The 25,354-nt window shown below is 71.9% G+C and carries 21 protein-coding genes; 7 read left to right on the top strand and 14 right to left on the bottom strand.

Annotated elements, in window-relative coordinates:
- The first annotated feature begins 28 nt into the window (after positions 1 to 28).
- Both HAV39_RS09500 and HAV39_RS09495 read left to right on the top strand, forming a co-directional pair.
- Complete coding sequence (locus tag HAV39_RS09500; RefSeq protein WP_191839022.1) at positions 29 to 6,373, top strand: RHS repeat-associated core domain-containing protein; 6,345 nt, start codon at positions 29 to 31, stop codon at positions 6,371 to 6,373.
- 110 nt (positions 6,374 to 6,483) lie between these two features.
- Entirely contained in the window at positions 6,484 to 7,449 is a 966-nt protein-coding gene (locus tag HAV39_RS09495) for a leucine-rich repeat domain-containing protein (protein WP_191838794.1), read from the top strand.
- 103 nt (positions 7,450 to 7,552) lie between these two features.
- On the opposite strand, the gene HAV39_RS09490 is transcribed toward HAV39_RS09495, so the two are convergent.
- On the bottom strand, positions 7,553 to 9,430 hold the full coding sequence (locus HAV39_RS09490; protein ID WP_191838793.1) for an ABC transporter ATP-binding protein: 1,878 nt from the start codon (positions 9,428 to 9,430) through the stop codon (positions 7,553 to 7,555).
- A 113-nt stretch (positions 9,431 to 9,543) separates the two neighbouring features.
- Positions 9,544 to 10,326 carry a zf-HC2 domain-containing protein gene (locus HAV39_RS09485; RefSeq protein WP_191838792.1) on the bottom strand — a complete coding sequence of 261 codons (783 nt, stop codon included), beginning with the start codon at positions 10,324 to 10,326 and terminating at the stop codon, positions 9,544 to 9,546.
- A 127-nt stretch (positions 10,327 to 10,453) separates the two neighbouring features.
- Between HAV39_RS09485 and HAV39_RS09480 the strand changes: the two genes are divergently transcribed.
- On the top strand, positions 10,454 to 11,038 hold the full coding sequence (locus HAV39_RS09480) for a sigma-70 family RNA polymerase sigma factor (RefSeq protein ID WP_191838791.1): 585 nt from the start codon (positions 10,454 to 10,456) through the stop codon (positions 11,036 to 11,038).
- Between the two features lie 194 nt (positions 11,039 to 11,232).
- On the opposite strand, the gene HAV39_RS09475 is transcribed toward HAV39_RS09480, so the two are convergent.
- The 10 genes from HAV39_RS09475 to HAV39_RS09430 all read right to left on the bottom strand — a co-directional run bounded on the left by HAV39_RS09475 (position 11,233) and on the right by HAV39_RS09430 (position 20,486).
- Positions 11,233 to 11,952, bottom strand: coding sequence for a YcnI family copper-binding membrane protein (locus HAV39_RS09475; RefSeq protein ID WP_191838790.1), 720 nt, complete (start codon positions 11,950 to 11,952; stop codon positions 11,233 to 11,235).
- A 320-nt stretch (positions 11,953 to 12,272) separates the two neighbouring features.
- The gene (locus HAV39_RS43240; RefSeq protein WP_203736651.1) at positions 12,273 to 13,346 is read right to left on the bottom strand and encodes a hypothetical protein; all 1,074 of its coding nucleotides are present in this window, start codon (positions 13,344 to 13,346) and stop codon (positions 12,273 to 12,275) included.
- A gap of 112 nt (positions 13,347 to 13,458) precedes the next feature.
- Positions 13,459 to 14,295 carry a PhzF family phenazine biosynthesis protein gene (locus HAV39_RS09465; protein WP_191838789.1) on the bottom strand — a complete coding sequence of 279 codons (837 nt, stop codon included), beginning with the start codon at positions 14,293 to 14,295 and terminating at the stop codon, positions 13,459 to 13,461.
- 67 nt (positions 14,296 to 14,362) lie between these two features.
- Positions 14,363 to 14,872 carry a GNAT family N-acetyltransferase gene (locus HAV39_RS09460; RefSeq protein ID WP_191838788.1) on the bottom strand — a complete coding sequence of 170 codons (510 nt, stop codon included), beginning with the start codon at positions 14,870 to 14,872 and terminating at the stop codon, positions 14,363 to 14,365.
- Positions 14,873 to 14,917: 45 nt separating this feature from the next.
- On the bottom strand, positions 14,918 to 15,439 hold the full coding sequence (locus HAV39_RS09455; protein ID WP_191838787.1) for a hypothetical protein: 522 nt from the start codon (positions 15,437 to 15,439) through the stop codon (positions 14,918 to 14,920).
- A 45-nt stretch (positions 15,440 to 15,484) separates the two neighbouring features.
- On the bottom strand, positions 15,485 to 16,189 hold the full coding sequence (locus HAV39_RS09450) for a class I SAM-dependent methyltransferase (protein ID WP_191838786.1): 705 nt from the start codon (positions 16,187 to 16,189) through the stop codon (positions 15,485 to 15,487).
- 80 nt (positions 16,190 to 16,269) lie between these two features.
- Positions 16,270 to 16,611 (bottom strand): thioredoxin, encoded by a 342-nt coding sequence (gene trxA, locus HAV39_RS09445; RefSeq protein ID WP_120315264.1) that lies wholly within the window; start codon positions 16,609 to 16,611, stop codon positions 16,270 to 16,272.
- Positions 16,587 to 16,973: a MerR family transcriptional regulator gene (locus HAV39_RS09440; RefSeq protein WP_191838785.1), complete on the bottom strand. Its 387-nt coding sequence runs from the start codon at positions 16,971 to 16,973 to the stop codon at positions 16,587 to 16,589. The genes trxA and HAV39_RS09440 overlap by 25 nt, the downstream gene beginning before the upstream one ends.
- A gap of 190 nt (positions 16,974 to 17,163) precedes the next feature.
- Entirely contained in the window at positions 17,164 to 19,689 is a 2,526-nt protein-coding gene (locus HAV39_RS09435; protein WP_191838784.1) for an ABC transporter permease, read from the bottom strand.
- Positions 19,689 to 20,486: an ABC transporter ATP-binding protein gene (locus tag HAV39_RS09430; protein ID WP_120321227.1), complete on the bottom strand. Its 798-nt coding sequence runs from the start codon at positions 20,484 to 20,486 to the stop codon at positions 19,689 to 19,691. The genes HAV39_RS09435 and HAV39_RS09430 overlap by 1 nt, the downstream gene beginning before the upstream one ends.
- Positions 20,487 to 20,646: 160 nt before the next feature.
- On the opposite strand from HAV39_RS09430, the gene HAV39_RS09425 reads away from it, so the two are divergent.
- From HAV39_RS09425 to HAV39_RS09410, 4 genes are all read left to right on the top strand, one after another.
- Entirely contained in the window at positions 20,647 to 21,933 is a 1,287-nt protein-coding gene (locus HAV39_RS09425) for a sensor histidine kinase (protein WP_203736648.1), read from the top strand.
- A complete protein-coding gene (locus HAV39_RS09420) occupies positions 21,930 to 22,589 on the top strand; it encodes a response regulator (RefSeq protein WP_191838783.1) in 660 nt (219 codons plus the stop codon). Before HAV39_RS09425 ends, HAV39_RS09420 begins: the two co-directional genes overlap by 4 nt.
- Before the next feature lie 165 nt (positions 22,590 to 22,754).
- On the top strand, positions 22,755 to 23,027 hold the full coding sequence (locus tag HAV39_RS09415; protein ID WP_191838782.1) for a hypothetical protein: 273 nt from the start codon (positions 22,755 to 22,757) through the stop codon (positions 23,025 to 23,027).
- A 55-nt stretch (positions 23,028 to 23,082) separates the two neighbouring features.
- Entirely contained in the window at positions 23,083 to 24,063 is a 981-nt protein-coding gene (locus HAV39_RS09410; protein ID WP_191838781.1) for a carcinine hydrolase/isopenicillin-N N-acyltransferase family protein, read from the top strand.
- Positions 24,064 to 24,087: 24 nt separating this feature from the next.
- Here HAV39_RS09410 and HAV39_RS09405 read toward each other — a convergent pair whose 3' ends face one another.
- Positions 24,088 to 24,519: a hypothetical protein gene (locus HAV39_RS09405; protein WP_191838780.1), complete on the bottom strand. Its 432-nt coding sequence runs from the start codon at positions 24,517 to 24,519 to the stop codon at positions 24,088 to 24,090.
- Positions 24,520 to 24,598: 79 nt separating this feature from the next.
- On the bottom strand, positions 24,599 to 25,252 hold the full coding sequence (locus tag HAV39_RS09400) for a pyridoxamine 5'-phosphate oxidase family protein (protein WP_342355573.1): 654 nt from the start codon (positions 25,250 to 25,252) through the stop codon (positions 24,599 to 24,601).
- Positions 25,253 to 25,354 lie beyond the last annotated feature (102 nt).

Here is a 25,354-nt window from a genome sequence, read left to right as displayed (position 1 = left end):
CTGGGTCGCCGCAGCAGCGGGCGCCGTGATGGCGGCCTCCCTGCTCGGCGTCCCCGCAGCCGCTGCCGAACGTAGCGGCGAGCGGCTGACGCCGCAGACAACGAAGATCGACAAGCACGGTGGTGAGGTGGCAGGCAAGGGCCGGCCTGCGAACCGGCTCAAGAACGCCCCCCTGCCTGCCGTCGCGTGGCCCAGGGCGGCCACCGCGCAGGTCGACCTGAACGCCACCGGCGTGGCTCGTGCTGCCGGGCGCGGTGCCAAGGTCGGCGACCTGCCGGTGTGGGTCGAGCGAGCCGTGGGCAAAGCCGGCGAGCGGCTGGCCAAGGTCGATGTGAAGATCCACGACCGGGCGGCGCTGCCTGAGGCGCTGCGCGACGGCCTGGTCCTGGAGGTCGGCACGCCGGCGGGCGAGGCCGCAGGCACCGCCAAGGTTTCGGTCGACTACGCCTCCTTCCGGTACGCCGCCGGTGGCGACTGGGCCTCCCGGCTGCGGCTCTGGCAGCTGCCCGCCTGCGCGCTGACCACCCCGGACAAGGCCGGCTGCCACGCCACCGCCCTGCCCACCGTCAACGACACCGCAGCCGGTGTCGCCACCGCCGAGGTCGTCGCGCCTTCCGCCGACGCTGTCGCGACTTCGCAGGACATGGCCCAGCTCGCCAGCGAGGCTCCCGTGGCACGCGCCGCACAGGGCGCAGTCCTGATGCTCGCCGCCGCCGCATCCGGCGCCTCGGGTGATTTCACCGCGACCAGCCTCGCCCCGACGTCGACGTGGGCAGCGGGCGGGTCGTCGGGCGACTTCAGCTGGTCGTACCCGCTGCGCATGCCCCCGGGTGCGGGTGGTCCGACGCCTCAGATCGAGCTGAATTACTCGTCGGGCAGCGTCGACGGCCGGTCACCGGCCACCAACAACCAGCCGTCCTGGGTGGGCGAGGGCTTCGAGTACGCGCCGGGCTCCATCGAGCGACGTTATGTCCCTTGCTCCGAGGACATGAAGAACGGTGCCAACAACACCGTCAAGACTGCGGACCTGTGCTGGAAGTCCGACAACGCGACCATGAGCCTGAACGGGCGTGGCGGCGAACTGATCTTCGAGACCGGCAAGGGTTGGCACAGCCGCAACGAGGACGGCGCGAAGATCGAGAAGCTGACCGGCGGGGCCAACGGCGACAACGACGGCGAGTACTGGAAGGTCACCACGACCGACGGCACCCAGTACTTCTTCGGCATGCACAGTCTGCCCGGCCAGACGGCGAGGACGAACTCCGCGCTGACGGTGCCGGTGTTCGGCAACCACACTGGTGAGCCCTGCCGCCAGAGCTCCTTCGCGGCCTCGAACTGCGTGCAGGTGTACCGCTGGAATCTCGACTACGTCGTGGACCCGCACGGCAACACCATGTCGTACTGGTACGACAAGGAGACCAACCAGTACGCGCGTAACATCAGCGACGCCGACAACGTCACCTACGACCGCGCCGGTGTGCTCAAGCGCATCGACTACGGCACCTACAACCGCACCACCGCCGAGCACGGCGTCACCGAGTCCTCGATCGCCCCGGTCGCCCAGGTGGTGTTCACCGCGGCCGACCGCTGCGTGACCAGCTGCTGGTCGGGCACTGACCCGGTGAAGGCGAACTGGCCCGACACCCCGTGGGACCAGAACTGCAAGTCGGATGCCACGGAGTGCCCCCAGCAGTACGCGCCGACCTTCTGGACCACCAAACGGCTCAGCAAGATCGTGACGCGGGTCTGGGACACCACGAAGACAACTGCGGCCTGGCAGGACGTCGAGTCGTGGACCCTCACCCACGCCTTCCCCTCGCCGGGTGACGGGACCAACGCCGGTCTCTGGCTGGACTCCCTTACCCAGACCGGCCTGGTGGGCGGTACGGCAGCCATGCCGCCGATCACTTTTACCCCGGTTTCGCTGCCCAACCGGGTGCTGACCCAGCAGGGTGCGACCAACAGCTGGCAGCGCATATCCGACATCGTCACCGAAACCGGCGCGCGTACGCACGTCGACTACAGCCTGCCTGAGTGCACCGACGCCAACACCGCTTCGCTGGTGCCGCACACCAACACCAAGCGCTGCTATCCAGTGCTGGTCGAGGACCCGGACAATGCCGGCGCGAAGAAGACCGAGTGGTGGCACAAGTACCGGGTGGACCACATCGCCGAGAGCGACGTCGTGCTCGCCGGGGGCCACGAGCAGCCGACCAAGCACACGTACTATGAGTACCCGAACGCTCCGGCCTGGCACTATGCCGACGATGACGGCCTCACCAAGCCCGATTTCAAGACCTGGTCGCAGTTCCGCGGCTACGACGTGGTCAAGACTCGCGTCGGTGAGACCGGCTCGCCACAGACGCTGACCGTCACCACGTTCCTGCGCGGCATGCACGGTGACCGGCTCAACCCGTCCGGTGGCACGCGCTCGGTCGTGGTTGCCGCCGCACTCGGTTCCGAGACGGTGTACGACGAGGAGCAGTTCGCCGGCACGGTTCGCGAACAGACGGTCTACAACGGGGTTGAGTCGAAGCCGGTGTCGCGTACGGTGAACGTGCCGTGGCGCTCCAACGCGCTCGCGTCCCGCACCATCAACGGCGATGTGGCCGAGGCTCGCTTCGTCAAGACGAAGACCAGCTACAAGGCTGCGGCGTTGGGCGTGGACGGCGGCCGCGGCTGGCGGGTCTCCCGCACCGAGCTGGACTTCGACCATGCCTTCGGCACCGTCAACTGGTCACGCGATGACGGCGACGTCGCCGTCGGCGGGGACGAGAAGTGCACCGTTTACACCTACAACCGGAATGCCGCGAAGAACATCACGACCACCGTTCGGCGGGCGTTCACGACGGCGCGCCCTTGTGATCAAGCGCCCACGTCGTCGGACCAGGTGATCACGGACGTCCGCTCGTACTACGACGGAGCCGCCAGCGACACCACTGTTCCTGTCTACGGTGACGTCACCAGAGTCGACCAGCTCAAGGACTGGACGTCGGCTGGTGGGACGCAATGGCAGACGGCCTCGCAGGCGACCTTCGACAAGTCCGGGCGCCAGGTGACGGTGACGGATGGCAAGGGCAGCACCACCACCACGGCCTTCACCCCCGCGGTCGGTGGGCCTGTCACGAAGGTCACGACCACCAGCGCTGCCCCGTTCAGCTGGGTGACGACCGTCGAACAGAACCCCTACTGGGGGTCGGCAGTGAAGACCACCGATCCCAACAGCCGGGTCACCGACGTCGACTACGACCCACTGGGCCGGGCGACGAAGGTGTGGGATGCGGGCTGGACCAAGGCCGCGCACGCCACGACGCCGAAGCAGGAGATCAGCCACGTCTTCGCCACCGGACGTGACACCTACCCCTACACCGTGGTCAAGACGCTCAACGCCAACGCCAAGTACATGACCACGTATCAGATCTACGATGGTCTGCTGCGTAAGAGGCAGACCCAGATTGCCGGCGGTGACGGCGTCGGACGGGTGGTCACCGACACCATCTTCGACCAGTGGGGCCGTGCCGCCACGAGCTACGCCGGCCACGCCGAGCCTGGCGCGCCTTCCGGGACGCTGTGGTGGGAGCCGGAATGGTCCGTGCCCGCGGTCTCCCGAACCGAATACGACCGGGCTTCGCGTGTCACGGCGGAGGTGTTCCTCTCGGGCGACGAGGTCGTCAACCTGGAGGAGCAGTGGCGCACGGTGACTGCTCACGAGGGCGACATGGTGATGTCGACCCCGCCTACCGGCGCGATGCCGACCACCACGATCATCGACACCGCCGGTCGGACGGTGGCGATCCGCCAGCACACCACACCGGCCGGGGTCGGGGGGTCGTACGACGAGACGCGCTACGTGTACGACGGCAAGCAGCAGCTCGCCAAGGTCGTTGACGCCGCCGGCAACGAATGGACCTACAAGTACGACGTCAGAGGACGTCAGACTGAGTCGGTCGACCCGGACCGAGGTAAGACGACCAGGGAGTTCAACGACTACAACGAGCTGGTCAAAGTCACCGAGGCCAACAACGAGGTGCTGTGGTACGTCTACGACGCACTCGGACGCAGGACCCAGGTACGCGACGACTCTGCGAGTGGAACGCTGCGCGCCGAGTACAAGTACGACCGTCTGTACACGGGGCAGACCGTCCGCGGTCAACTGACGGAGGCCATCCGGTATGAGCCGGCAGGCTCCGCGAACGCCTACAAGTGGCGTGTCGGAGCCTTCAACCAGCGTTATCAACCGACCGCGGTCAACGTCGTCGTGCCGACTTCAGAGACCGACCTGAACGGTACCTACAGCTACGCATACGGGTTCGCCGACGCCGACGGCGCCCCGGTCAGCGTCGGCTACCCGGCGGTCGGTGCGCTGCCGGCAGAGACGATCACGACCCACTACGACGATGCGACCGGGCAGGACGTTCGGGCGAACACCAGCTGGGGGATGGCCGACACGACGATCCTCACCCGGCAGTACAACGCCTACGGGCAGGAGGTGATGACCACACGAAAGCAACCCGGCGGCCTCTACGTCGAAGACACGGTCAGCTATGAGCCGGACACGCACCGGGTGAAGACCACCTCGGTCAAGCCGGAGAATGCCGTCGGCACCGTCTCGAAGCGTGAGTACGACTACGACGACGGTGGCAACATCATCTCGATCACGCAGAACCCGCAGGTGGGTTCCGCCGAAACGCAGTGCTTCCGTTACAACGAGAGTATTCGCCTGAGCTCGGCGTGGACGCCGAAGGCCGGCGTGGACTGCGACGGGGCCCAGACCGTCGCCAACTTGGGTGGCCCCGCTCCCTACTGGCAGGACTGGACCTTCGACAAGGTCGGGAATCGGCTTTCGGAGACGACCCACACGGTCGGTGGGGACACGGTTCGGACCAGCACCTTCCCCGTGGGTGGCGCCGGTGTCGCCAGGCCGCACGCGCCGAGTCAGGCGATCTTGCAGGAGCCCGGTCAGGCGGCTGTGACCACCGCGTACGGCTACGACAACTCCGGCAACATGGTGTGCCGGCCGAACGCCAAGACGGCGAACACCTGCCCCAGCGGCTCGGCGAGCCAGTCGGTGACCTGGGACGCCGAAGGCAAGCTTTCGGCCGTCACGGTGGGAGGCCAGAGTGTCGAGACGAGCGTCTACGACGCGGACGGTGCTCGCCTCGTGCGTCGCGACGCCGCAGGCAAGACCCTGTACCTGCCCGGACAGGACGTTCGCCGAGAAGGCGGAGTCAGCTCGGCGACCAGGTACTACACCTTCGGGGAGGATCTTGTCGCCAGCCGCACCTCGGCAGGCCTGACTTGGCTGTACAGCGATCATCAAGGCACGCAGCAGGTCGCGGTGGACGCTGCGACTCTCGCAGTGACCATCCGGCAGCAGACCCCCTACGGTGGGACGCGGCCAGGGTCGTCGATTCCCTCATGGCCCAACGGCAGGGGCTACGTCGGAGGTGTCACCGATCCGACCGGTCTCGTGCACATCGGTGCGCGCGAGTACGACCCGGCGCTCGGCATCTTCATCAGCGTAGACCCGATCATGGATCTTGCTGATCCGCATCAGTGGAACGCCTACAGTTACAGCCACGGAAGCCCCGTCACCTTCAGCGACTCGACCGGTCTGCGGGACTGCGACTTCAACTCCTGCGACTCGTTCGGCAACAACACGGAGTCCGGTCCCGACTGGCAGAAGCCGAGCGGCGGCAAGGTCGGCGGCGGGCGCCTGTCCGAGAAGGAGTACGACCGCAAGGTCAAGGAATGGGGCGCCTGGCGCGACCGAGGCAAGCGGGCGACGCTCCTGAGGAGCGCGACCGACCTCGGTGGCGGGTTGATCATCGCGCCGTCGCCCAGGGCGCTGGAAGATGCCCTCGAGGCCGCCTACGGCGACGTCTGCGACTGGAAGATCCTCTGTTATCGCGACGACCCGTGGGTCATGGGCGTCATGCACAACGAGCTCTGCGCGGACAACCCGGACTGGTGCAGCGGAGAGATCGTTCCCGTCGCGCTGGAGAACGGGGTCGGCAGTGCGCTGGTGAAAGCTCTTGCGCGGTCGTCGCTGCCCAAGGCGCTGATGAAGACAGCCGCCAAGGACACCCACGTCTACATGGGCTATCTCGACGACGGAACCACCTGGGTCTACTCGGGAATCGCGAAGGACGTGGGGAAGCGCACGCTTCAGCACTTGAAGGACGGCAGGCCCTTCATTCCTCGGCAGATCACGACCAGTGCCGTCACTCGTGGCGAGGCTCGCGCCATCGAGCAGGCTCTGATCGTGCGCAATCAAGGATTGAACAAGATTAACAGCATCAGTCCGAAGCACGACTACTACGAGAAGGCGGTAGAGTGGGGCGAGGCATGGCTTAAGGCCAACGGCATCTAGTTTCTGAAAAGGCAGGTGTGGCCCGCAGCCTCGGGCGATCCGAGAGGCGTGCCACACCTGCCCCCATAAGCACGAGCTATTCATATTCGGAACGGAATGGATCAGCGATCGTGAGTGAATTCGTTCACGTACGTGAGTCGTTCGACCCTGCGGCGCTTCGGTCGCAATTATCGCCGACGGTGCGGCGGGTGCAATTCGATGAACCACTTTCGAATGCGGACTACGGCGCACTGGCATCAATTCTCGAGGATCATCCGCACATCACCCTGCGCGCATTCGGGTTCAGTACGGAACTCGCGTCCCTCGGGTTCCTGAGCTGGTTCAAGCGCTTGCGACGCTTCAGCGTGGCGAATTTGCATCACCTCGGCGACCTGTCGGGACTCGGTCTGTTGCCGGACGATCTCGAACACCTCGACCTCGGTGAAACCAAAAAAGCACTCGACCTGCGAGCCGTCGGATTCCGCGAACTCCGGGAACTGCGGGTGGTCGGACATCGTCGCGGTCTGGCGGAACTGGTAGGCGCCAACGGTGGCCTCACGGCGCTGTCCCTCTGGCGTCTGCCCGCTGACGAGCAGGTCGGTGAGGTCGGTCTGCCGAGCCTTGAATCGCTCTCGCTGACACTCGGGAGCGTGAAGGATCTGGGCTGGCTGCGCCAGTTCAACGAGCTGCGCCATCTCGCGATTCGACAGGTCAAGGGTGTTTCGATCTTGGACGAGCTGGCGCGACTGCCTCGCCTGGAGTGGCTCTGGCTGGACGATCTGAAGGCGGTGGAGTCGCTTCCCGATTTCTCCGAGTCTGCTGATCTGCGCCGAGTGGACATCAGCGATATGCGCGGGCTGGCCGGTCCGGCGGCCTTGCGTGGGCTCGCGGCCGCACCAGGGCTTGTGGAGGTGACCTTCGCCGGCTGCCGGCTGCCGGCTACCGCCTTCGCCGAACTGGCGCGACATGAGACTCTCCAGCGAGTCGCTCTCGGTCTGGGGAACTCGGCGGCGAATGATGAGGCATCGCGTCTCCTTGGCCGACCGGCTGCCGGTTCCGCCGCACAGTTCATGATTGACCAGCGATTCCTGCTGTGATGGCGTGAGCCCACAGCGGTGGATGCTTGCCGGAACGGTACGGCGATCCGCAGGGACCGGTCCGGGCTCGCCGTCGGGGGCGGCGAGCCCGGGCTGGGCGCGGCTACACCCTGCCGGCGACCGGCTGGTCGAACTGGGTCCGGTAGAGCTCGGCGTAGCGGCCGTCGCGGGCCAGCAGATCCGGATGGGTGCCCCGCTCCACGACCCGCCCGGCCTCGATCACCAGGATCTGGTCGGCCTGCCGCACCGTCGACAGCCGGTGCGCGATGACCACCGAGGTCCGCCCGGCCAGGGCCTCGCCGAGCGCCTCCTGCACCGCCGCCTCCGACGTCGAGTCCAGGTGCGCCGTCGCCTCGTCGAGCACCACCACCCGCGGCCTGGCCAGCAGCACCCGGGCGATGGTCAGCCGCTGCCGCTCGCCGCCGGACAGCCGGTAGCCGCGCTCGCCGACGACCGTGTCGAGGCCGTCGGGCAGCTCCTGCACCAGGTCGGCCAGCCGGGCCCGGCGCAGCGCGTCCCACAGCTCCTCGTCGGTCGCCTCCGGGCGGGCCAGCAGCAGGTTGGCCCGCACCGACTCGTGGAACAGGTGACCGTCCTGGGTGACCATGCCCAGCGTCTGCCGGATCGTCTTGGCGTCGAGGTCGCGCACGTCGACGCCGGCCAGCCGGACCGTGCCGCTGTCGGTGTCGTACAGCCGCGGCAGCAGCTGCGCGATGGTGGACTTGCCCGCCCCGGACGAGCCGACCAGCGCGACCAGCTGCCCCGGCTCGGCGGTGAACGACACGTCGTGCAGCACCTGCGCGCCGCCGCGCGAGTCGAGCACGGCGACCTCCTCCAGCGAGGCCAGCGACACCTTGTCCGCCGGCGGGTAGCCGAAGTCGACGCCGTCGAACTGCACGGACACGGGACCGTCGGGGATCCGTCGCGGCTGCTCGGGTTCGGTGATCAGCGGCTTGAGGTCCAGGATCTCGAACACCCGCTCGAAGCTGACCAGGGCGCTCATCACCTCGACGCGGGCACTGGCCAGCGAGGTCAGCGGCGCGTAGAGGCGGGCCAGCAGCAGTGCCAGCGTCACGACCGTGCCCTCGTCCAGCGTGCCGCGCAGCGCGAACACCCCGCCCAGGCCGTAGACCAGGGCCAGCGCGAGGGAGGAGACCAGCATCAGGGCGGTCACGAAGACCCACTGCACCATCGCGGTGCGCACGCCGATGTCGCGTACCCGCCTGGCCCGTGAGGCAAACTCGGCCGACTCGCGTTCCGGCTGCCCGAACAGCTTGACCAGGGTCGCGCCGGGCGCGGAGAAGCGCTCGGTCATGTTCGTGCTCATGGTCGCGTTGTGCTCGGCGGCCTCACGCTCCAGCCGGGCCAGCTTGTTGCCCATCCGGCGGGCGGGCAGCACGAACACCGGCAGCAGCACCAGCGCCAGCAGTGTGATCTGCCAGGACAGCCGGATCATGACAACCAGCGTCAGCGCCAGCATGACCAGGTTCGCCACCACCCCGGACAGCGTGTCGCTGAACGCCCGCTGCGCGCCGATCACGTCGTTGTTCAGCCGGCTGACCAGCGCGCCGGTGCGGGTGCGGGTGAAGAAGGCGACCGGCATCCGCTGCACGTGGTCGAACACGGCGGTGCGCAGGTCGAGGATCAGGCCCTCCCCGATGGTCGCCGACAGCCAGCGGGTGGCCAGGCTCAACCCGGCCTCGGCCAGCGCCAGACCGGCGATGATCACGGCCAGCCAGACGACGGTGGTCGCCGCTCCGTCGTTCGAGATCGTGTCGATCACTCGCCCGGCCAGGATCGGCGTGGCCACCGCGAGCACCGCGCCGACCACGCTCAACGCGAGGAAGGCCAGCAGCTGCCGCCGGTGCGGCCGGGCGAAACCGAGGATGCGCCGCAGTGTCACGCGCGAGAACGGACGGCGCTCGTCCTGGGCGTTCATGGCGTGGTAGAGGGAGTTCCACGCCGCCATTTCCATGCTCATCGAGCTTTGCCTTCCCGTACGGACCGGTGCGGGCGGGGCGGGCCCGCCGCCGTCACCGTAGAACCTCAAGCGAGGTTGACGTCAACCCGACGTCTACCGGACGGGTCCGACAATCACGCCGCGCGGCGCTGCTCCACGGTCACCGTTCGGGTGACGGCCACCCGGACCGGGAACGGGTACACCGGCGCGAGCGGGCCGTCTCCGTCGTCGCCGCGACGGAGTGACCAGGTCCCGCCGGGACGGCTCGCGCGGGCGGGCGGCTCGTCGCCGCGCAGGCGCGGGTGGTTCAGCGCGAGCAGCAGGCCGTACCCGACGAGGACCAGGCCGTGCGACCAGACCCGGCTCGCCTCGACCCGGTCTGCGAGCGCGTCGTTCGCGGTGAGCAGGCTCAGCACGATCACGAACGCGGTCATCACCGGCAGCAGCGCCGCGGGCCGGGTACGCCGCCACGCCAGCCAGGCCAGGGCCGCCCCGATCGCCACGTTCCAGGCCGCCGACTCGTGCCACAGGTGACCCGACGACACCGACCCGACCGCGCTGTGCGCGTGCCGCTCCGCGGCGGCCAGGCTGCTGATCTGGGCCACGCCGAGCAGGAACTGGCCGAGCCCGACAGCCAGCAGCGCCCGCCGCAGCCAGGCCGCGACGTCGAACCGGGCGCGCCGGACCGGCGGGGCCGGCGCCGCGGCCAGCACGGCGGCCAGCGCCTGCGCGCTGAGCGGCGGCACCGGCAGCGCCGCCGCGGTGCGGGCCAGCCGGGTCACCGACTCCGCCCGCTGCCACCAGTCCGCGCACGCGGCGCAGCCGTCCACGTGCGCGTCGACCGCCTCGCGCGCGTCCGGCTCGTCCGCGCCGTCCAGGCGGGCCGACAGCAGTTCGCGTGCCTGTGTGCACCCCATGCCCACTCCCATGAGACACATTGTCGCCCGTACCCCCGGATTGGTTCCCGCCCATCGCTGTGACCTGCGGCGCTGTCGCACACCGGGGGGATCGCATCGACGGGCGGCGAACGATACGCTTCCGGGCATGTCTTACGGCGGTGACGACGAGCGCATCACGGCGCTGGCCCTGGCGGCCCGCGGCGGCGACCGCGCCGCCACCGAGGCGTTCGTGGCGGCGACCCAGCGCGACGTGGTGCGTTTCGTGGCGCACCTGGCCGGGGCCGCCGACGCCGACGATCTCGCGCAGGACACCTACCTGCGGGCGATGCGCGCGCTGCCCGCGTTCGAGGGCCGCTCCTCGGCCCGCACCTGGCTGCTGGCCATCGCCCGGCACACCGTCGTCGACCACCTGCGCGTGCTCGCCCGCCGGCCGCGGTCGGCGGACCTGGCCGACTGGGCGGCCGTGGCCGACACCGTCTCGGCCGGCGCGGCCGGGCGCTTCGATGAGCAGATCCTGCTGACCCGGCTGATCGCGGGGCTCGACCCCGACCGGCGGGAGGCGTTCGTCGCCACGCAGGTGCTGGGCCTGTCGTATGTCGAGGCCGCCGAGGTGATCGACTGCCCGATCGGGACGATCCGGTCCCGGGTCGCCCGCGCCCGCGACGACCTCGCCGCCGCCCTCGACGACAACGCGTCCGCCGCCCCCCGCCGCCACCTCCGCGCCGTCTGACCTGCCCCTCGGCCGCCCGGCGACCGTCACCCGCGCCCAGCGACCATCACCGACCCGGCGCTGGTCGATCATGGCAGTGGCCGCCTCATCATGATCGCCGTCTGGTGTCATGACCTGCGGTCGGACCACAGGTCATGACACCAGACGCCGATCTCCGTCACCGGCCGCGCGGACCGTCGGCGCGCCGCGGTGGATCAGGGTTGGGCGGCGGTGGGCTTGCCGCGCAGGGCCAGGCCGAGGGCGGCCAGGGCCACTACCAGCGCGGCGATGCTCAGGCCGAGCGGCCAGCCGTTGCCGCCGTCGGAGGAGGCCGGGGTGGCGCCGGACGCCGAGTTGCCGGCGGCAGCCGCCGGTGACGCGGCCGCCACCGGCTTCGGCACGACCTTGAGGACGGGCGCGGGGTGCTCGGCCTCCTCACCGGGCTTCGGCTCGTCGATCCAGCGCACGACGTCGCCGTCGGAGTACGTCTGCAGCGCCTTGAACACGACCTGGCTGACCTCCGGCACCGGTCCGGCGGACACGTCGAACTCCTGGAACTGGCCGGGCTTGACCGCCGACGCGGCGTCCGCCGTCCAGGTGATCTTCGAGGCGGCTTCGGTGATCTCGGTGTCGTGGTTCTTGATCGGCGTGGCCAGCTTGCGCTTCTCGACCACCACCGTCCAGCCGGGCGTCGGCTTGATCGAGACGCTGGCGAACGGCGCGTCCTCCGGGAGCGCGACCTCCACCTTCACCGTCGACGCGTCGCCCTTCTCGTTCGGCACCCGGAAGGTCAGCCGGGCGTATCCGCCGACGGTCGCCTCCTTCGGGTTCACGGTCACATGCGCCGCGGCCGGCACGGCCGACAGGCCGATCATCGCCGCCGCCGCGACCGTGACCACCGCGGCTCGCCACCGTGCCCTCGCACCGATCGTCATCTCGCGTCCTTCACCTCGGGGGACCAGGCACGCCACGCGGCGCGCCCGGCGGCGACAAGGTCACCGCGCGACACAGGTCGCCGCGACCCGCCCGCCGGTTCCCGCACGTATGTGTGGACTCTCACCGATTCACCGGGAACTTCCCGGCGACTCCCGGCGACGCCGCCTCCTCCACCTCGGCGGGCACGGCACCGCCGCGGCCGATGACCTGGTTGCGGACCGGACACGGCCGAGACCGACGCGATGCCGACCTCCGGCCGTACACACGGAAAGGACGCCTCCCACCCGACGGCGAGAAGGCGTCCTTTCTGCTGGTCAGCTCACCAGGTCAGGCGGGCGTAGCCGTCGGCTCCGGGTCGGCCCGTGCCGCCCGCGGCGGAGGTGCCGCCCGCCTTGCCGCCGTCCGCGGGGAGGCTGCGGTAGTAGGCCCCGCGGCCGCCCGCACCACCGCGACCGCCGTTGCCGCCCGCGCCGCCGGCCCCGCCGACGCCGTGCTCGACGTCCTCGGTCGCCGCGCCGCCCGCGCCGCCCAGGCCGACCACGGTCGCGCCCGCGCCACCGGCCCCGCCGGTGCCGCTGCTGGCGCCGTCGACCCCGGAGCCGCCGGCCGCGCCGTCGCCGCCGCCCTTGCCCGCGTTGCCGGCCGCGCCGTCGGTGCCGGTGCACAGGGCCGCCGAGGAGACCGCCAGCGAGCCGCCCGCGCCGCCGTCACCGGGTGCGCTGCTGCCGATGCCGCCGGGGCGGGTCGTGCCCGGACGGCTGCCGGTGGCGTCCATGCCGCCGGGGCCGCCGTTGGAGAACTCGGGGCTGCCCTGGCCGCCCTCGCCGCCCGCGGCCAGGGTCAGCAGCAGCGGGGTGTCGTTGAGCAGCACGCTGACCTCGGTGGTCGCCCCGACCGCACCGTCCGCGCCCGCCTTGGAGATCTGGCCCGGGTTGCCGTTGCCGCCGGGCGAGCTGGGCGCGCCGCCGGTGGCTGCCGCCGCGCCGCGCCCCCCGCTGCCGCCGCGGCCGACCACGATGGACAGTTGCGTCGCGGGGAAGTCCGCGGGCAGCACACACTTGACGTACTGGCCCGCGCCGCCGGAGCCGCCGCCCGCGCCGCCGCCACCGGAGCTGCCCCCGGCCCCGCCGCCACCGCCCCGGCCGAACAGCGACTTGCCGCCGCCACCGCCGCCGCCACCGGCCCCACCGCCGTTGCCGCCGCCACCGCCGCCGCCCGCGCCCCACAGCTCCAGCGTCACCTCGACACCGGCGGGCACGTCGAACGTGTACGTGCCCGCGGTGTCGTAGACCTGTTCACCGGCGAGGGCGGCGCTCCAGGACGGCGCACCGCCCGCCGCCGTTCCCGCGAGCAGCGCCACGGACAGTGCGGCCACTCGATACGACTTTTTCACTACATGTCACCTTTCCTAGGATCGACCAGATCCTACGGAGGCGACCTCTTCGCACAGCCCTTCGCCACGCCCGTGACCTGCGAAAACACGTGCCACAAGCGTGTCGCGGCGGCTACATCGTGACAGCCGCGCCGGTGACCGCGATGCCGCTGCCCGGGTCGGGGCCGATCTGGACGGTGAGCACGCTGGGGCGGCCCATGTCCTCGCCCTGGTGGATGGTGACCGTGGCGGGCGGCGTCACCAGACCCAGCTCGCGCAGGTAGCCGCCGAGTGCCGCAGCCGCCGCGCCGGTCGCCGGGTCATCGACCACACCGCCCGGCGGGAACGGGTTGCGGGCGTGGAACACGTCCGCCGACTCGCGCCACACCAGGTCGACGGTGGTCCAACCGCGCCGCGCCATGAGCGCCCCGAGCACGTCCATGTCGTAGTCCAGGCCGGACAGCCGCTGCCGGGTCGCGGCGGCGAGGACCGGGTGCCAGACTCCGGCGTACGCGAGCCGGGGCGGCAGCGCCGGATCCAACTCGGCGGCGGACCAGCCCAGCACGTCCAGCAGCGCGGCGAGATCGGGCTCGGCGAGTGGCGCGGTACGCGGAGCGACGCTGGTCAGCGTGGCCGTGGCGGTGCCGTCGGCGGCCAGGCGGGTGAGCACCTCGACGGTGCCCGCCTTCGTCTCGAAGGTCAGCGGGCCGGCGCCGTGCCGCTCGGCGTACGCCGCCGCGGCCGCGATGGTGGCGTGCCCGCAGAAGTCCACCTCGGCTCGCGGGCTGAAGTAGCGCACCTGGAACCGGTCGCCGCCGCGCGGCATGAGGAACGCCGTCTCGGAGTAGCCGACGTCCGCGGCGACGGCCAGCATGGCCGCGTCGTCGAGCGCGCTCGCGTCGAGCACGACGCCAGCGGGGTTGCCGCCGGCCGGGTCGGCGCTGAACGCCGTGTATCGCAAGATCTCCACGGGTCGACCGTACGCACCGGGGCGGCGCTCCCCCACGGCCAATTCGCGGCCGGTGGCTCCGCCTGGCTCAGTCGCGGGGCGGCGAGGCGGCCAGCCGGGCATATTTGATCATCAGTGGGCGCAGGCCGCGCTTCTCGTACACCCGCTGCGCGCCGACGTTGGCCGCCAGCGTGCCGATGTAGAGGTCACCGATGTCCAGCGCGTCGAGCCGGTCGTCGACGGCGTCGAGCAGGAGGGTGCCGACGCCCCGGCCGCGGTGGCTCGCCGCCACGGACAGCGACTCCAGTTCGGCGATCCGGTCGCCGGACACCCAGGTGTCGTCCGGGCCCGCGAACACGTGCACGAACGCGTAGCCCACCAGCTCCGCGCCGTCCTCGGCCAGCAGCACGAACGAGCCCGGCTCGGTGATCCACTGCCGGTACAGGTCCCGGCGCAGCTGCCAGGACCGCTCGTCGGGGTACATGACCAGATCCGGCGCGACCTCGCGGTGGTGGCGGTGCAGCGACAGCCACAGCGGCTCCAGCGCGTCGACGGCCTCCGCGCCGGCCGGGCGGATCGTCACCCCGTTGTCCTCCATGAACGACAACGCTACCGAAAGCGCGGTCCGCCTCGGCGGCTTCGCTCAGGACCGGCCGGTCAGAGCGCAGTTCTTCGCGGCCAGGCCCTCCTGCCACTCGACGTCCGGGCCCTGCGGCTCCGGCAGGTCGTCGCGGCGCTGCTGGCGGGGCTGGTCGAGGTACACGGTGGACTCGCCGCGCCAGGTCACCGCCACCACCGGCACCGGCCAGGCTCCGGTCGGCACCCGCCCGCAGTCGGTGACCCGGTATACCAGGGTGATCCGCCCGGATTCGCCCGGCGGCAGCAGCACCGGAATCCCGTCGGCCCGCTGCAGCTCGAAACCCGGCCCGCTGCGGCCGACTCCGACGAGGGTCACGTTCGTGAGGCCGTCATTGGTAACGCTGAAGCTGACGCGCACCGGGTCCCAGCCGTAGCCGTCCCCCGCCGCGCCGTTCTGCACCAGGTCGGGTGCGCCCAGCCGCCAGCCGCCCCACGCCACGAGCAATATCAGCACCGCTACCACCAGGGCGACCGGCCGCAGCCGACGCGCAGGCCGCACGGGCACTGTCACCTCTTCGTCCGGCATCGGCTCACGATAGCCGCCGCCATCCACCACCCTCGCTGCCCGCGGTCAGCGCGAAGCGACGACGATGTCCGGGACGTCCGCGCCGATCACGGTGAACCCGGCCGACGCCAGCTCGGCGTCGAATCCGGACTCCGTGGCGAGGTGGCCGTCGAAGACCTCGGTCTCCGCGCGTACCAGCGCGCCGTCGCGGCTGATCCGGTAGTCGAACCGCCACCGGACCCGGTCCGCGCCGACCGGCGTGGTGGTCACCTCACCGCCGTAGAGGTCGCCGCCGAGCCGCCACGACGGCAGGTCGCGGCGCTGTGCGACGGCGCGGCTCGGCGGGCGCTGCACCACCAGCCGGCCGCCGGGCACGAGCGCGGCCGCGAGCGCGCGCAGCGCCGCGGCCCGGTCGGACAGGTCGAGCCCGGCCATGGTGTTCAGGCACCAGCCGAAGTCGGCCACGCCGACCAGGCCCAGATCCTGGATGGTGCGCGCGTACACGCGGACCCGGGGGAGCACCTCGGTCTGCCCGGCGAGGCGGCTCAGCAGCACGGCCCGCATGCTCGCGGCGGGCTCGACCGCGTGCACCGTCACCGCGCAGCGCCGGGCCAGCAGGTTCGTGGCCAGGCCGGTGCCCGCCCCCACGTCCAGCACGCCCACCTCGGGGCGGCCGAGCCACCGGTCCAGCAGCCGCCCGGTGACCGCGAGATATTCGGTGGCCTGCAGCAGGTCGTAGAACTCCGCGGTGACGGCGTACGCCTGGCCCATCAACCGATCATGTCAAAGCACGCCGTCCGTCCGGTGCGGAACGGGCCGCGGCGGCGAAGGCCGCCGCGGCCTGAGCCGGCTCAGCCCGCGATGCCGGTCTCCAGGAACTGGCGCAGGGCCATCTTCGGGCGGTTGCCGACCGCGCTGGCGACGACCTCGCCGCCGCGGAACACGATCAGCGTCGGCATCGACATCACCTTGTACGCCCGCGCCGTCTCCGGGTTCGCGTCGGCGTCGAGCTTCGCGATGACCAGCCGGTCGCCGAACTCCTCGGACAGCTCGTTCAGCGAGCGCTCCAGCACCTTGCAGGGCGCGCACCACTCCGCCCAGAAGTCGACCACCACGGGCCGCTCCGACTTCAGCACGACGTCGACGAACGTGGCGTCGGTGACCTCGACTAGGGGGCCGTTCTTCTCAGGCATGTTCTCTCCCGGTGGGCGATGGCTTCGGTGAGCTGGTGGTGGAGCTGGTCGCGGACGGCGTCGAGCCGGTCGCGGCATGCGTCGACCTCGGCGAGCTTGCGCCGCAGCACGGCGACCGAGTCGGGACACACGTCGCCGGTCGCGTGCCCGGCCCGCAGGCACGCCACGAACGGACGGATGTCGTCTAGGTCGAACCCGACCGCGAGCAGGGACCGGATCTCGTGCACGACCCGCAGTTCGGCCTCGTCGAACGCACGGTATCCGTTGGCCGCGCGCCGCGACCGGATCAGGCCGTGCTCCTCGTAGTACCGCAGCGTGCGGGTGCTGGTGCCGGCGCGTTCCGCCAGCTCGCCGATGCGCATCCGGGCCCTCCTCCCTGTCCTCGCCAACGCTAAACGTTGCCGCCGGTGTCAAGGCAAGCGTGGCCCCGGTCACGCCACGCCTCACCATAGACGCTGGCCTATCTCATCGACTATTCGGAGATCGAAGTCGACGAGATAGGCCAGCGTCTATGAGAAGCGGGGCCGGGCGGTCACCGGCCCGCGGGTGTGGTCATTCCGTGGCGATCGCCGCCAGGATGTCGGCGCGGGCGGCGCGGCGGGCCGGCCACAGCGCGGCCAGCACCCCGACCAGGCCCATCCCGGCCAGCGCCACCACGGCGGTCAGCCACGGCACCGACATGCCGAACACCGGGTTGGCCAGGATGACGTACTGCATCACCCCGCCCAGCAGCACGCCCACCCCGATGCCGAGCACGCCGCCGTACAGCGAGATCACCACGCTCTCCCGGCGCACCGTGCGGCGCACCAGCGCCCGCGACGCGCCCAGCGCCCGGAACACGCCCAGCTCGCGGGTCCGCTCCAGCACCGACAGCGCCAGCGTGTTGACGACCCCGAACACCGCGATCACCACGGCCGCGCCGAGCAGCACGTAGACCAGACCCAACACCAGCTGGTACGGCTCCAGCAGGTCGTCGAGCAGCTGTTCCCGGTTCTGCACCAGCACGTCGGGCCGGGACGCGAACGCCTTCTCCAGCGCGCCCCGCAGGGCCGAGGCGTCCGGGCCGACGGCGTACATGGAGTCGCCCTGCCGGTACACGCCCGCGGGCACGAGCGCGTCGTCGACCAGCTGCCCGCGCAGCAGGTCGCTGCCCTCGTGCACGCCGGCGACGGTCGCCGGCACCTCGACCGGCGCGGCCTGCCCCGCTTCCCCGATGACCGGGAACCGGAGCCGGACCTGGTCCCCGGGCCGCACGCCCAGCGCCGTGGCGACCCGCTCGGCCAGCAGCACCCCGCGGCGCAGGTCGGAGCCGCCCGAAACGATCTTGGGATGGATCGCCGAGCCGACTGCGGCCGGGTCGAGGCTGGTGAAATCGGTGTCCTGCGACGCGCCCCGCGCCGAGATCACCTCCACGCCGCCGGAACGCGGCGCGGCCAGCGCGGTCACCCCGGGTGCCGCGGTCGCGGCGGCGCGGGCCGTGTCGTCGAGGTAGCCGAACGCCGCGGCGCGCAGCACCACCGCGTTCTCGGGCACCGCCGATCTCACCTGCTCGGTGATGTCGGCGCTGAGCGTCTGCCCGACGGTCGCGAACGCGCACACCAGCGACAGCCCGATCATCAGCGCGGACGACGTGGCCGCGGTGCGGCGCGGATCGCGTACCGCGTTGCGCAGCGCGATGCGGGTGACCGGGCGCGGCGAGCGCAGCAGCCGGGTGAGCGGGCCGAGCACCGCCGACACCAGGACCGGCGCGGTGAGCAGCACCCCGACCCAGGCCAGCACCGCCCCGGCCATGGCCAGCATCCGCTTGGGCTCGGTCAGGTCCTCGGGCGAGGTGAAAGCGACCATGGCCGCCCCGGCGGCGACGGCCAGCAGGCCGAGCACGCTGCGCAGCACCAGCGAGCGCCGCGGCACGGCCGCGTCGGTGCGCAGCGCCGCCATCGGCGACACCCGCGCCGCCCGGCGCGCCGAACCGTACGCGGCGACCATCGTCACCACCACGCCGACCGCGTACCCGAGCAGCACCGCCCACGGCGACACCACGTAGGCGACGTCCCCCACGACCGGTAACAGCCGCATCGCCAGCAGGCCCAGCCCGACGCCGAACGCGACGCCGACCGTCGAGCCGACCAGGCCCAGCACGACGGCCTCGGTCAGCACGGCCCGGCGCACCTGCCGCCGTCGCGCCCCGACCGCCCGCAGCAGCGCGAACTGCCGGGTGCGCTGGGTGACCAGCATGGTGAAGGTGTTCCCGATGACGAACACGCCCGCCATCAGCGCCACCGCCGCGAACGCCAGCAGCGCCTTGCGGATCACGTCGCCGTCGGCGGCCGCGTCCTTGGCCTGCTGCTCGCGCAGCTCGCTGCCCGAGTCGATCCAGTAGCCCGCGCCGAGTTCGGCCCCGACGGCCGCGACGACCGCCCGCTCGTCGGGCCCGGACAGTTCGACCTGCGCGAAGCCCGGTTCCGCGGTCGGCGTGGCGTCGGGGTCGCGCAGCAGCCGGGTCGCGGTGTCCGCGTCGTACGCCACGGCCGGGTCGAACGACCAGCCGGTTCCCCGGTAGCCGAACACGCCGACGACGGTCGCGGTGTCGGACCGGTCGCCGCCGAGCAGCACCCGCGCGGAGTCGCCGACCGACAGCCCGGCCTCGGCGGCGGCCTGCTGCTCCAGCGCGACCTCCCCGGCGCGCTGCGGTCCACGGCCGTCGATGAGCGCGAACCGCTCGGAGTCGTCCCAGTCGGTCCCGGCGGTCTTCGCCCAGGACGTGGTCCCGATCTTGCCGCTGGTGCCGACCAGGGCCGCGTAACCGGCGCGTATCCCCTCGGCGCGGGTGACCCCGGGCAGCCGGGCGAGCCTGCCGAGGACATCGGCGGAGATCTCCGCCTCCGTCGGCCCCGTCGGCTTGGCCCGCACCAGCACCGCCAGGTCGGTGCGGGACGAGCCGCTGCTGACCGTGGCCGCGGCGGAGTCCGACACCACCCAGGTGGCGACCACGAAGGCCACCCCGAGCACGATCGCGGCCAGCGTCATCGCGACCCGGCCCAGGTGTGCGCGCAGGTCGCGCAGCATCGCCCGCAGCATCAGGCACCCGCCCCGACGGCCGTGCGGGCGCCGCGCGCGACGGACTCCAGCGAGCGGATCCGGTCGAGCACCCGGTCGGCGGAGGGTTCGCGCAGCTCGTCGACGATCTTCCCGTCGGCCAGGAACAGCACCCGGTCGGCGTACGACGCCGCGACCGGGTCATGGGTGACCATCACCACGGTCTGCGCCAGCTCGTCCACGCTGCGGCGCAGGAAGCCGAGCACCTCCGCGCCCGCCCGCGAGTCCAGCGCCCCGGTCGGCTCGTCGGCGAAGACCACGTCCGGGCGGCTGATCAGCGCGCGGGCGCAGGCCACCCGCTGCTGCTGGCCGCCGGACAGCTGCGCGGGGCGGTGGTGCAGCCGGTCGCGCAGCCCGACCGCGTCGATCACGGTGTCGGCGAAGGCCTGGTCGGGCCGCCGCCCGGCGAGGTCCAGCGGCAGGGTGATGTTCTCCCACGCGGTCAGCGTCGGCAGCAGGTTGAACGCCTGGAACACGAAACCCATCCGGTCGCGGCGCAGCGCCGTCAGCGCGTCGTCGCGCAGGCCGCTCAGCTCGACCCGGTCGGCGTCGCCGTGGCGCGAGCCGTCCAGCCACACCCGTCCTGCGGTCGGCGTGTCCAGGCCCGCCAGGCAGTGCATCAGGGTGGACTTGCCGGACCCGGACGGTCCCATGATCGCGGTGAGCTCGCCGCGGCCGAAGGCCACCGTCACCGCGTCCAGCGCGGTCACCTGCGCGTCGCCCGAGCCGTACCGTTTGGTGAGGTCTTCCGCGCTCACCGCGGCGTCGAAGTTCGTCATGCCCGACACGCTGCCGCCCGGCGGCGGCCGTGCCCTCGGGCAGGAGTCGATCACGTCCTGATACTTAAGTTGCAGGACGCGGCGACGGAAGTAGTGGCCGCCGCGGCGGCGTACCTGCCTAAGCTCGTCACCGACACGGCGGCGAACGGGAGGTGGGCACGTGGAGCACAGCGCGGCACGGGTGCCCGGCCTGCCGTCGTGGCTGCAGCCGTCGAGCCGGCTGCGCCGCCTCGCGCACTGGCTGTACCCGTTCGCGCTCGGCTGCGGTGTGACGACCCTGTCGTTCGTCTCGCCGTGGCGACCGCCGCTCTTCCTCTTCGACGGCGTGGAGGCCGACCCGCCCTGGGTGCTGGTCGGGCTGGCGATGCTGGCCGCGGGGGTCAGCGCCATGTTCATCCGCCGGGCGCGCTGGCCGCTGTTCGTCCTCTCGCTCGCGGCCTGGCTGGCGCTGACCATGATGGCCGCGGTGTTCGTCGCCGCCTACTACGCGGGCGCGGGCCGCCCCGGCCGCCCGCACGACCCCGGCCGCGCCTGGCCGTACTTCCTGGTCGCGAGCACTCTCGTCGGGTTGCCGGTCGGCTGGAGCGCGGTACACAGCGACCTGCTCTACGAGGGCATGACCGGCGGCGTCATCGTCGGCGGCACCTTCACCGCCCTGTTCTGGGTGGGCATGACCGTCGGGCTGCCTTTCGTCTTCGGGCTGTGGGTGCGCGCCCGCCGCCAGGTCCTGGAGCAGCTGCGCGACCGGGCCGAGCGGCTCGAACGCGAGCAGCACGAACGCGCCGAGCGGGCCCGGTCCGACGAGCGGCGGCGCATCGCCCGGGAGATGCACGACGTGGTCGCGCACCGGGTGGCGCTGATGGTGCTGCACGCCGGGGCGCTGGAGGTCAGCACCGCGGACCCGCGCACCGCCGAGGAGGCCGCGCTGATCCGCACCACCGGCCGGGAAGCGATGCAGGAGCTGCGCGAGGTGCTGGGCATGCTGCGCGCGCCCGACCTGGCCGACGGCGCCGCCCCGGAGTTCGCGCCGCAGCCGACGCTCGCCGACCTGGACCGGCTGCTGGACGCCAGCCGCGCGGCCGGGCTGCCGGTGCGCCGTGTCGACGAGGGGCAGCCGCGGGACGTGCCCCTGTCCGCGCAGCGCACGGCATACCGGGTGGTGCAGGAGGCGCTGACCAACGTGGCCAAGCACGCAGGAGCCGTGCCGACCACGGTCACGCTGCGCCACGAGCTGCACGGGCTGGTTGTGGCGGTGGAGAACGCCCCTCCGGCCGCACCCGCCCCACCGGTGCCGGACAGCGGGCTCGGCCTGGTCGGGCTCACCGAGCGAGTCGCCCTGGCCGGTGGCACGGTGCAGGCGCGACCACGGCTGGACGGCGGCTTCCTGGTGCGCGCACGCATCCCCGCCGACCCGCCGGAGCCGGCGAACCGCGAGGTGGCGGCATGATCCGGGTACTGATCGTGGACGACGAAGCGCTGGTGCGCTCCGGGCTGCGGATGATCCTGGAGGCGGCCGGTGACATCGCCGTCGTCGCCGAGGCCCGTGACGGCGCCGAGGCGGTGGAGGCGGCTCGGCGGCACCGGCCCGAGGTGGTGCTGATGGACGTACGCATGCCGGGCACCGACGGGCTGACCGGCGCGGCCGCGGTCGCCCGGCTGCCCGACCCGCCGCGCGTGATCATGCTGACCACGTTCGACCAGGACGAGTACGTGCACGGCGCGCTGCGCGCCGGCGCGGTCGGCTTCCTGCTCAAGGACACCCCGCCGCGCGACCTGGCCGAGGCGGTGCGCACCGTGGCCGCCGGCAACGCCATGCTCGCGCCAACGGTCACCCGCCGCCTGATCAGCTCCTTCGCCGAACGCGGGCCGTCGGTGGCCGACCAGGCCCGAGCCCGCCTCGCGGTGCTCACCGACCGCGAGCGCGACGTGGTGCGCGCGGTCGCCCGCGGCCTGTCGAACGCCGACATCGCCCGCGGGCTCGACATGGCCGAGGCGACGGTAAAGGCCCACGTGAGCCGGGCACTGGCCAAGCTCGGCCTGACCAACCGGGTGCAGGCGGCGATCCTCGTCCACGACGCCCGCCTCGACGACTCCCCCGGCTGACTCATGTTGCCCTGGCGGCCGCGATGAACCCGGGAGCGACTCGGGCGGCGCTGTTCGCCGAACCGTGACCTACGCGACTACGGGAAGTAATAACGGCTCGCTCACGTTTGTCGTTGGTGCGGTGAGGACATGGCTCACACGGTGGCTTCGGGAGGGGTGGGACCCATGACGGCGACGGACGTGGTGCTCGGCGGCACACTGGCCGGGGCATACCTCCTGCTGCTGGCCCTGCGCCGGCGAGCCGCCACCCGCAAGGCCCGGGCCGGACAGGTCCTGTCCGCCCCGCGCCCGCCCGCCAGGGCCTTCATCGGCTCCGCCCGGCGTCCGGTCCGGGTGCTGCGCACGGGGCTGCGCCACCACGCCGACCGGGTGCTGCGCCCGCGCCGCTCGCGGCGGCGGCTGCCGATGCGCCCCGCCAACCGCAACGCCCTCGCGTGAGGCATCCCCGATCCGGCCCCTGTCCCATCGACGCCTACCGTGCCATTGTCGAGCCATGAGACGGTTCGGGCTCGCGCTGCTGCTCGTCCTGGCCTCGTGCATGCCCGCACCGTCGTCCCCGCCCGCGCCGGGCGCGGCGTCGCGGCAGTCGGCCGCCGAGGCGGACGCCACGCTGGCCAGCCTGCGGCGCGTGGACGACCTGCCGCTGTACGAGATGACCTACACCGGCGACTACGACACCTCGGCACCCGGCCCGCAGCCGACGGCCGCGACACCGTTCGGGTGCTCGCTGTTCTCCGCCTTCGGCGACCCGGGCCGGCCGCTGTTCGGGCGCAACTTCGACTGGGACCCGAACCCGGCGCTGGTGCTGCGGGCCGACCCACCGGACGGGTACGCCTCGATCTCCCTGGTCGACCTGCGCTACCTGGGACTGACCGCAGCCGACGACCCGCGGGGCGACCGCCGCCTGCTCGACGCGCCGCTGCTGCCGTTCGACGGACTCAATGAGCGCGGGCTGGCCGTGGGCATGGCCGCCGACGAGGGCGCGTCCGCCACGCCCGACCCGGCCAAACCGACCGTGGGCAGCGTACGCATCCTGCGCCTGGTCCTGGACGAAGCGGCCACGGTCGACGAGGCGCTGGCCGTGTTCGACCGGCACAACATCGACTTCACCGGCGGTCCGCCGCTGCACTACCTGCTCGCGGACGCCTCGGGCGCGTCGGCGCTGGTCGAGTTCAGCGCCGGGCGGCAGCAGGTCGAGCGCCGCACCGGCCCGTGGCAGGCGCTGACGAACGTGCCGCTCATCGGCGTCGGCGAGCAGGAGCGGCGTCATGACCAGCGCTACCGCATCCTCACCGACTCGCTCGGCCGCTCCGGCGGCACGGTGACCGAGGTGGACGCGATGGGCCTGCTGCGGGCGGTGTCCCAGTCGAACACCCGCTGGTCGGTGACGTACGAGCTGGGCACCGGTGAACTGCAACTGGTGACCGGTCGGCGCTGGCAGACCGTGCACACGTTCCGCCTCGCGCCCAACTGAGCGACGGCGGGCCGGGTTCGCGGCTCAGTCCCGGGGCAGCCGCGGGCGCGGGATGGGCTGCAGGAACGGCTGGCGCTGGTTGCGCAGCACCTCCGGCACCAGCCAGGTGGCGCCACTGGCCAGCACGGTCACCATCAGCGGCACGGCGAGGTACGGGATGCCGGACAGCAGCACCACCAGCCCGCCCCCGACGAGGTAGGCGACGATCGCGCCGAACCGCCGCTGCCGGACCTCCGCCGGCTCGCCGTGTTCGGCGACCCACCACTTCGGCGGCTCGGCCCGCCGTCGGCGGATCTCCCCCTGCACCGCGCGGTTGGCCGCCTCCCACACGTTGCGGCGGTAGTCGTAGTCCTCGGCGTCGAAGTCGGTCGGAAAGTGCCTGCGCAGCACGATGAGCCGTAGGTAGAGCGTCTCGTCGGGCACCTGGCGCAAGTCGTGGAGCGGCAAGCCTGACATGTCCGACACCTCCCGTTCGGGGATCGGCCCTGACGCTACCTGCCTGCTCACCCGGCCGATATCACCCGCCGGACGTACCTCAGCTGTACATCCGCTCCTCGTATCCGGGCCCGTAGTAGGCTTCCAGCTCCTCGATGGACTTCTGCGAGCCTTCGAAGGTCCGCGCGAGCTGCGGCCGCGACGGCGCCGACTGCGGCTGCCACGTCTCGTGCTTCCACAGCGCCGAACGCAGGAACGACTTCGAGCAGTGGTGGAACACCTCGTCGATCGACACGATCACGGCCAGCTGCGGCCGGTGGCCCTTGACCACCATGTCGTCGAAGAACGGCGCGTCCGACACCAGCTCCGCCCGGCCGTTGATGCGCAGCGTGTCGGTGCGTCCCGGGATCACGTACAGCAGGCCGATGTGCGGGTTGGCCAGGATGTTGAAGAACCCGTCGGCCCGCCGGTTGCCCGGCCGCTCCGGGATCGCGATGGTGGTGTCGTCGAGCACCAGCGTGAAGCCCGCCGGGTCGCCCTTGGGCGAGACGTCGCAGGTGCCGTCGGCGTGCGAGGTCGCCACCAGGCAGAACGGTGACGCGGCCAGCCACGCCCGGTCGAACTCGTGCAGGCTGGTGCGGGTCTTGGCGACGGCGGCCGCGTGGGGCTCGCCCAGCAGGGCCCGCAACTGTTCCGGCGTCGTGATCCGATGCGGACTCGCGCTCATGATCAGGTCCTCCCCGTCGGCGATCATGCCCAGCAGGCTACCCCGCGGACTCCGCCCCGCCCGACGCCGTCGCGGTCCGGCCCGCCACCGGACGGCCGAAAGACCGAGTCCTGACACGGAACGGCGGAA

It is taken from the genome of Catellatospora chokoriensis (assembly GCF_011297315.1).
GTDB lineage: Bacteria > Actinomycetota > Actinomycetes > Mycobacteriales > Micromonosporaceae > Catellatospora > Catellatospora citrea.
Note: the sequence above shows the minus strand (reverse complement) of the source record. Positions and strands in the feature narration are given on the sequence as shown.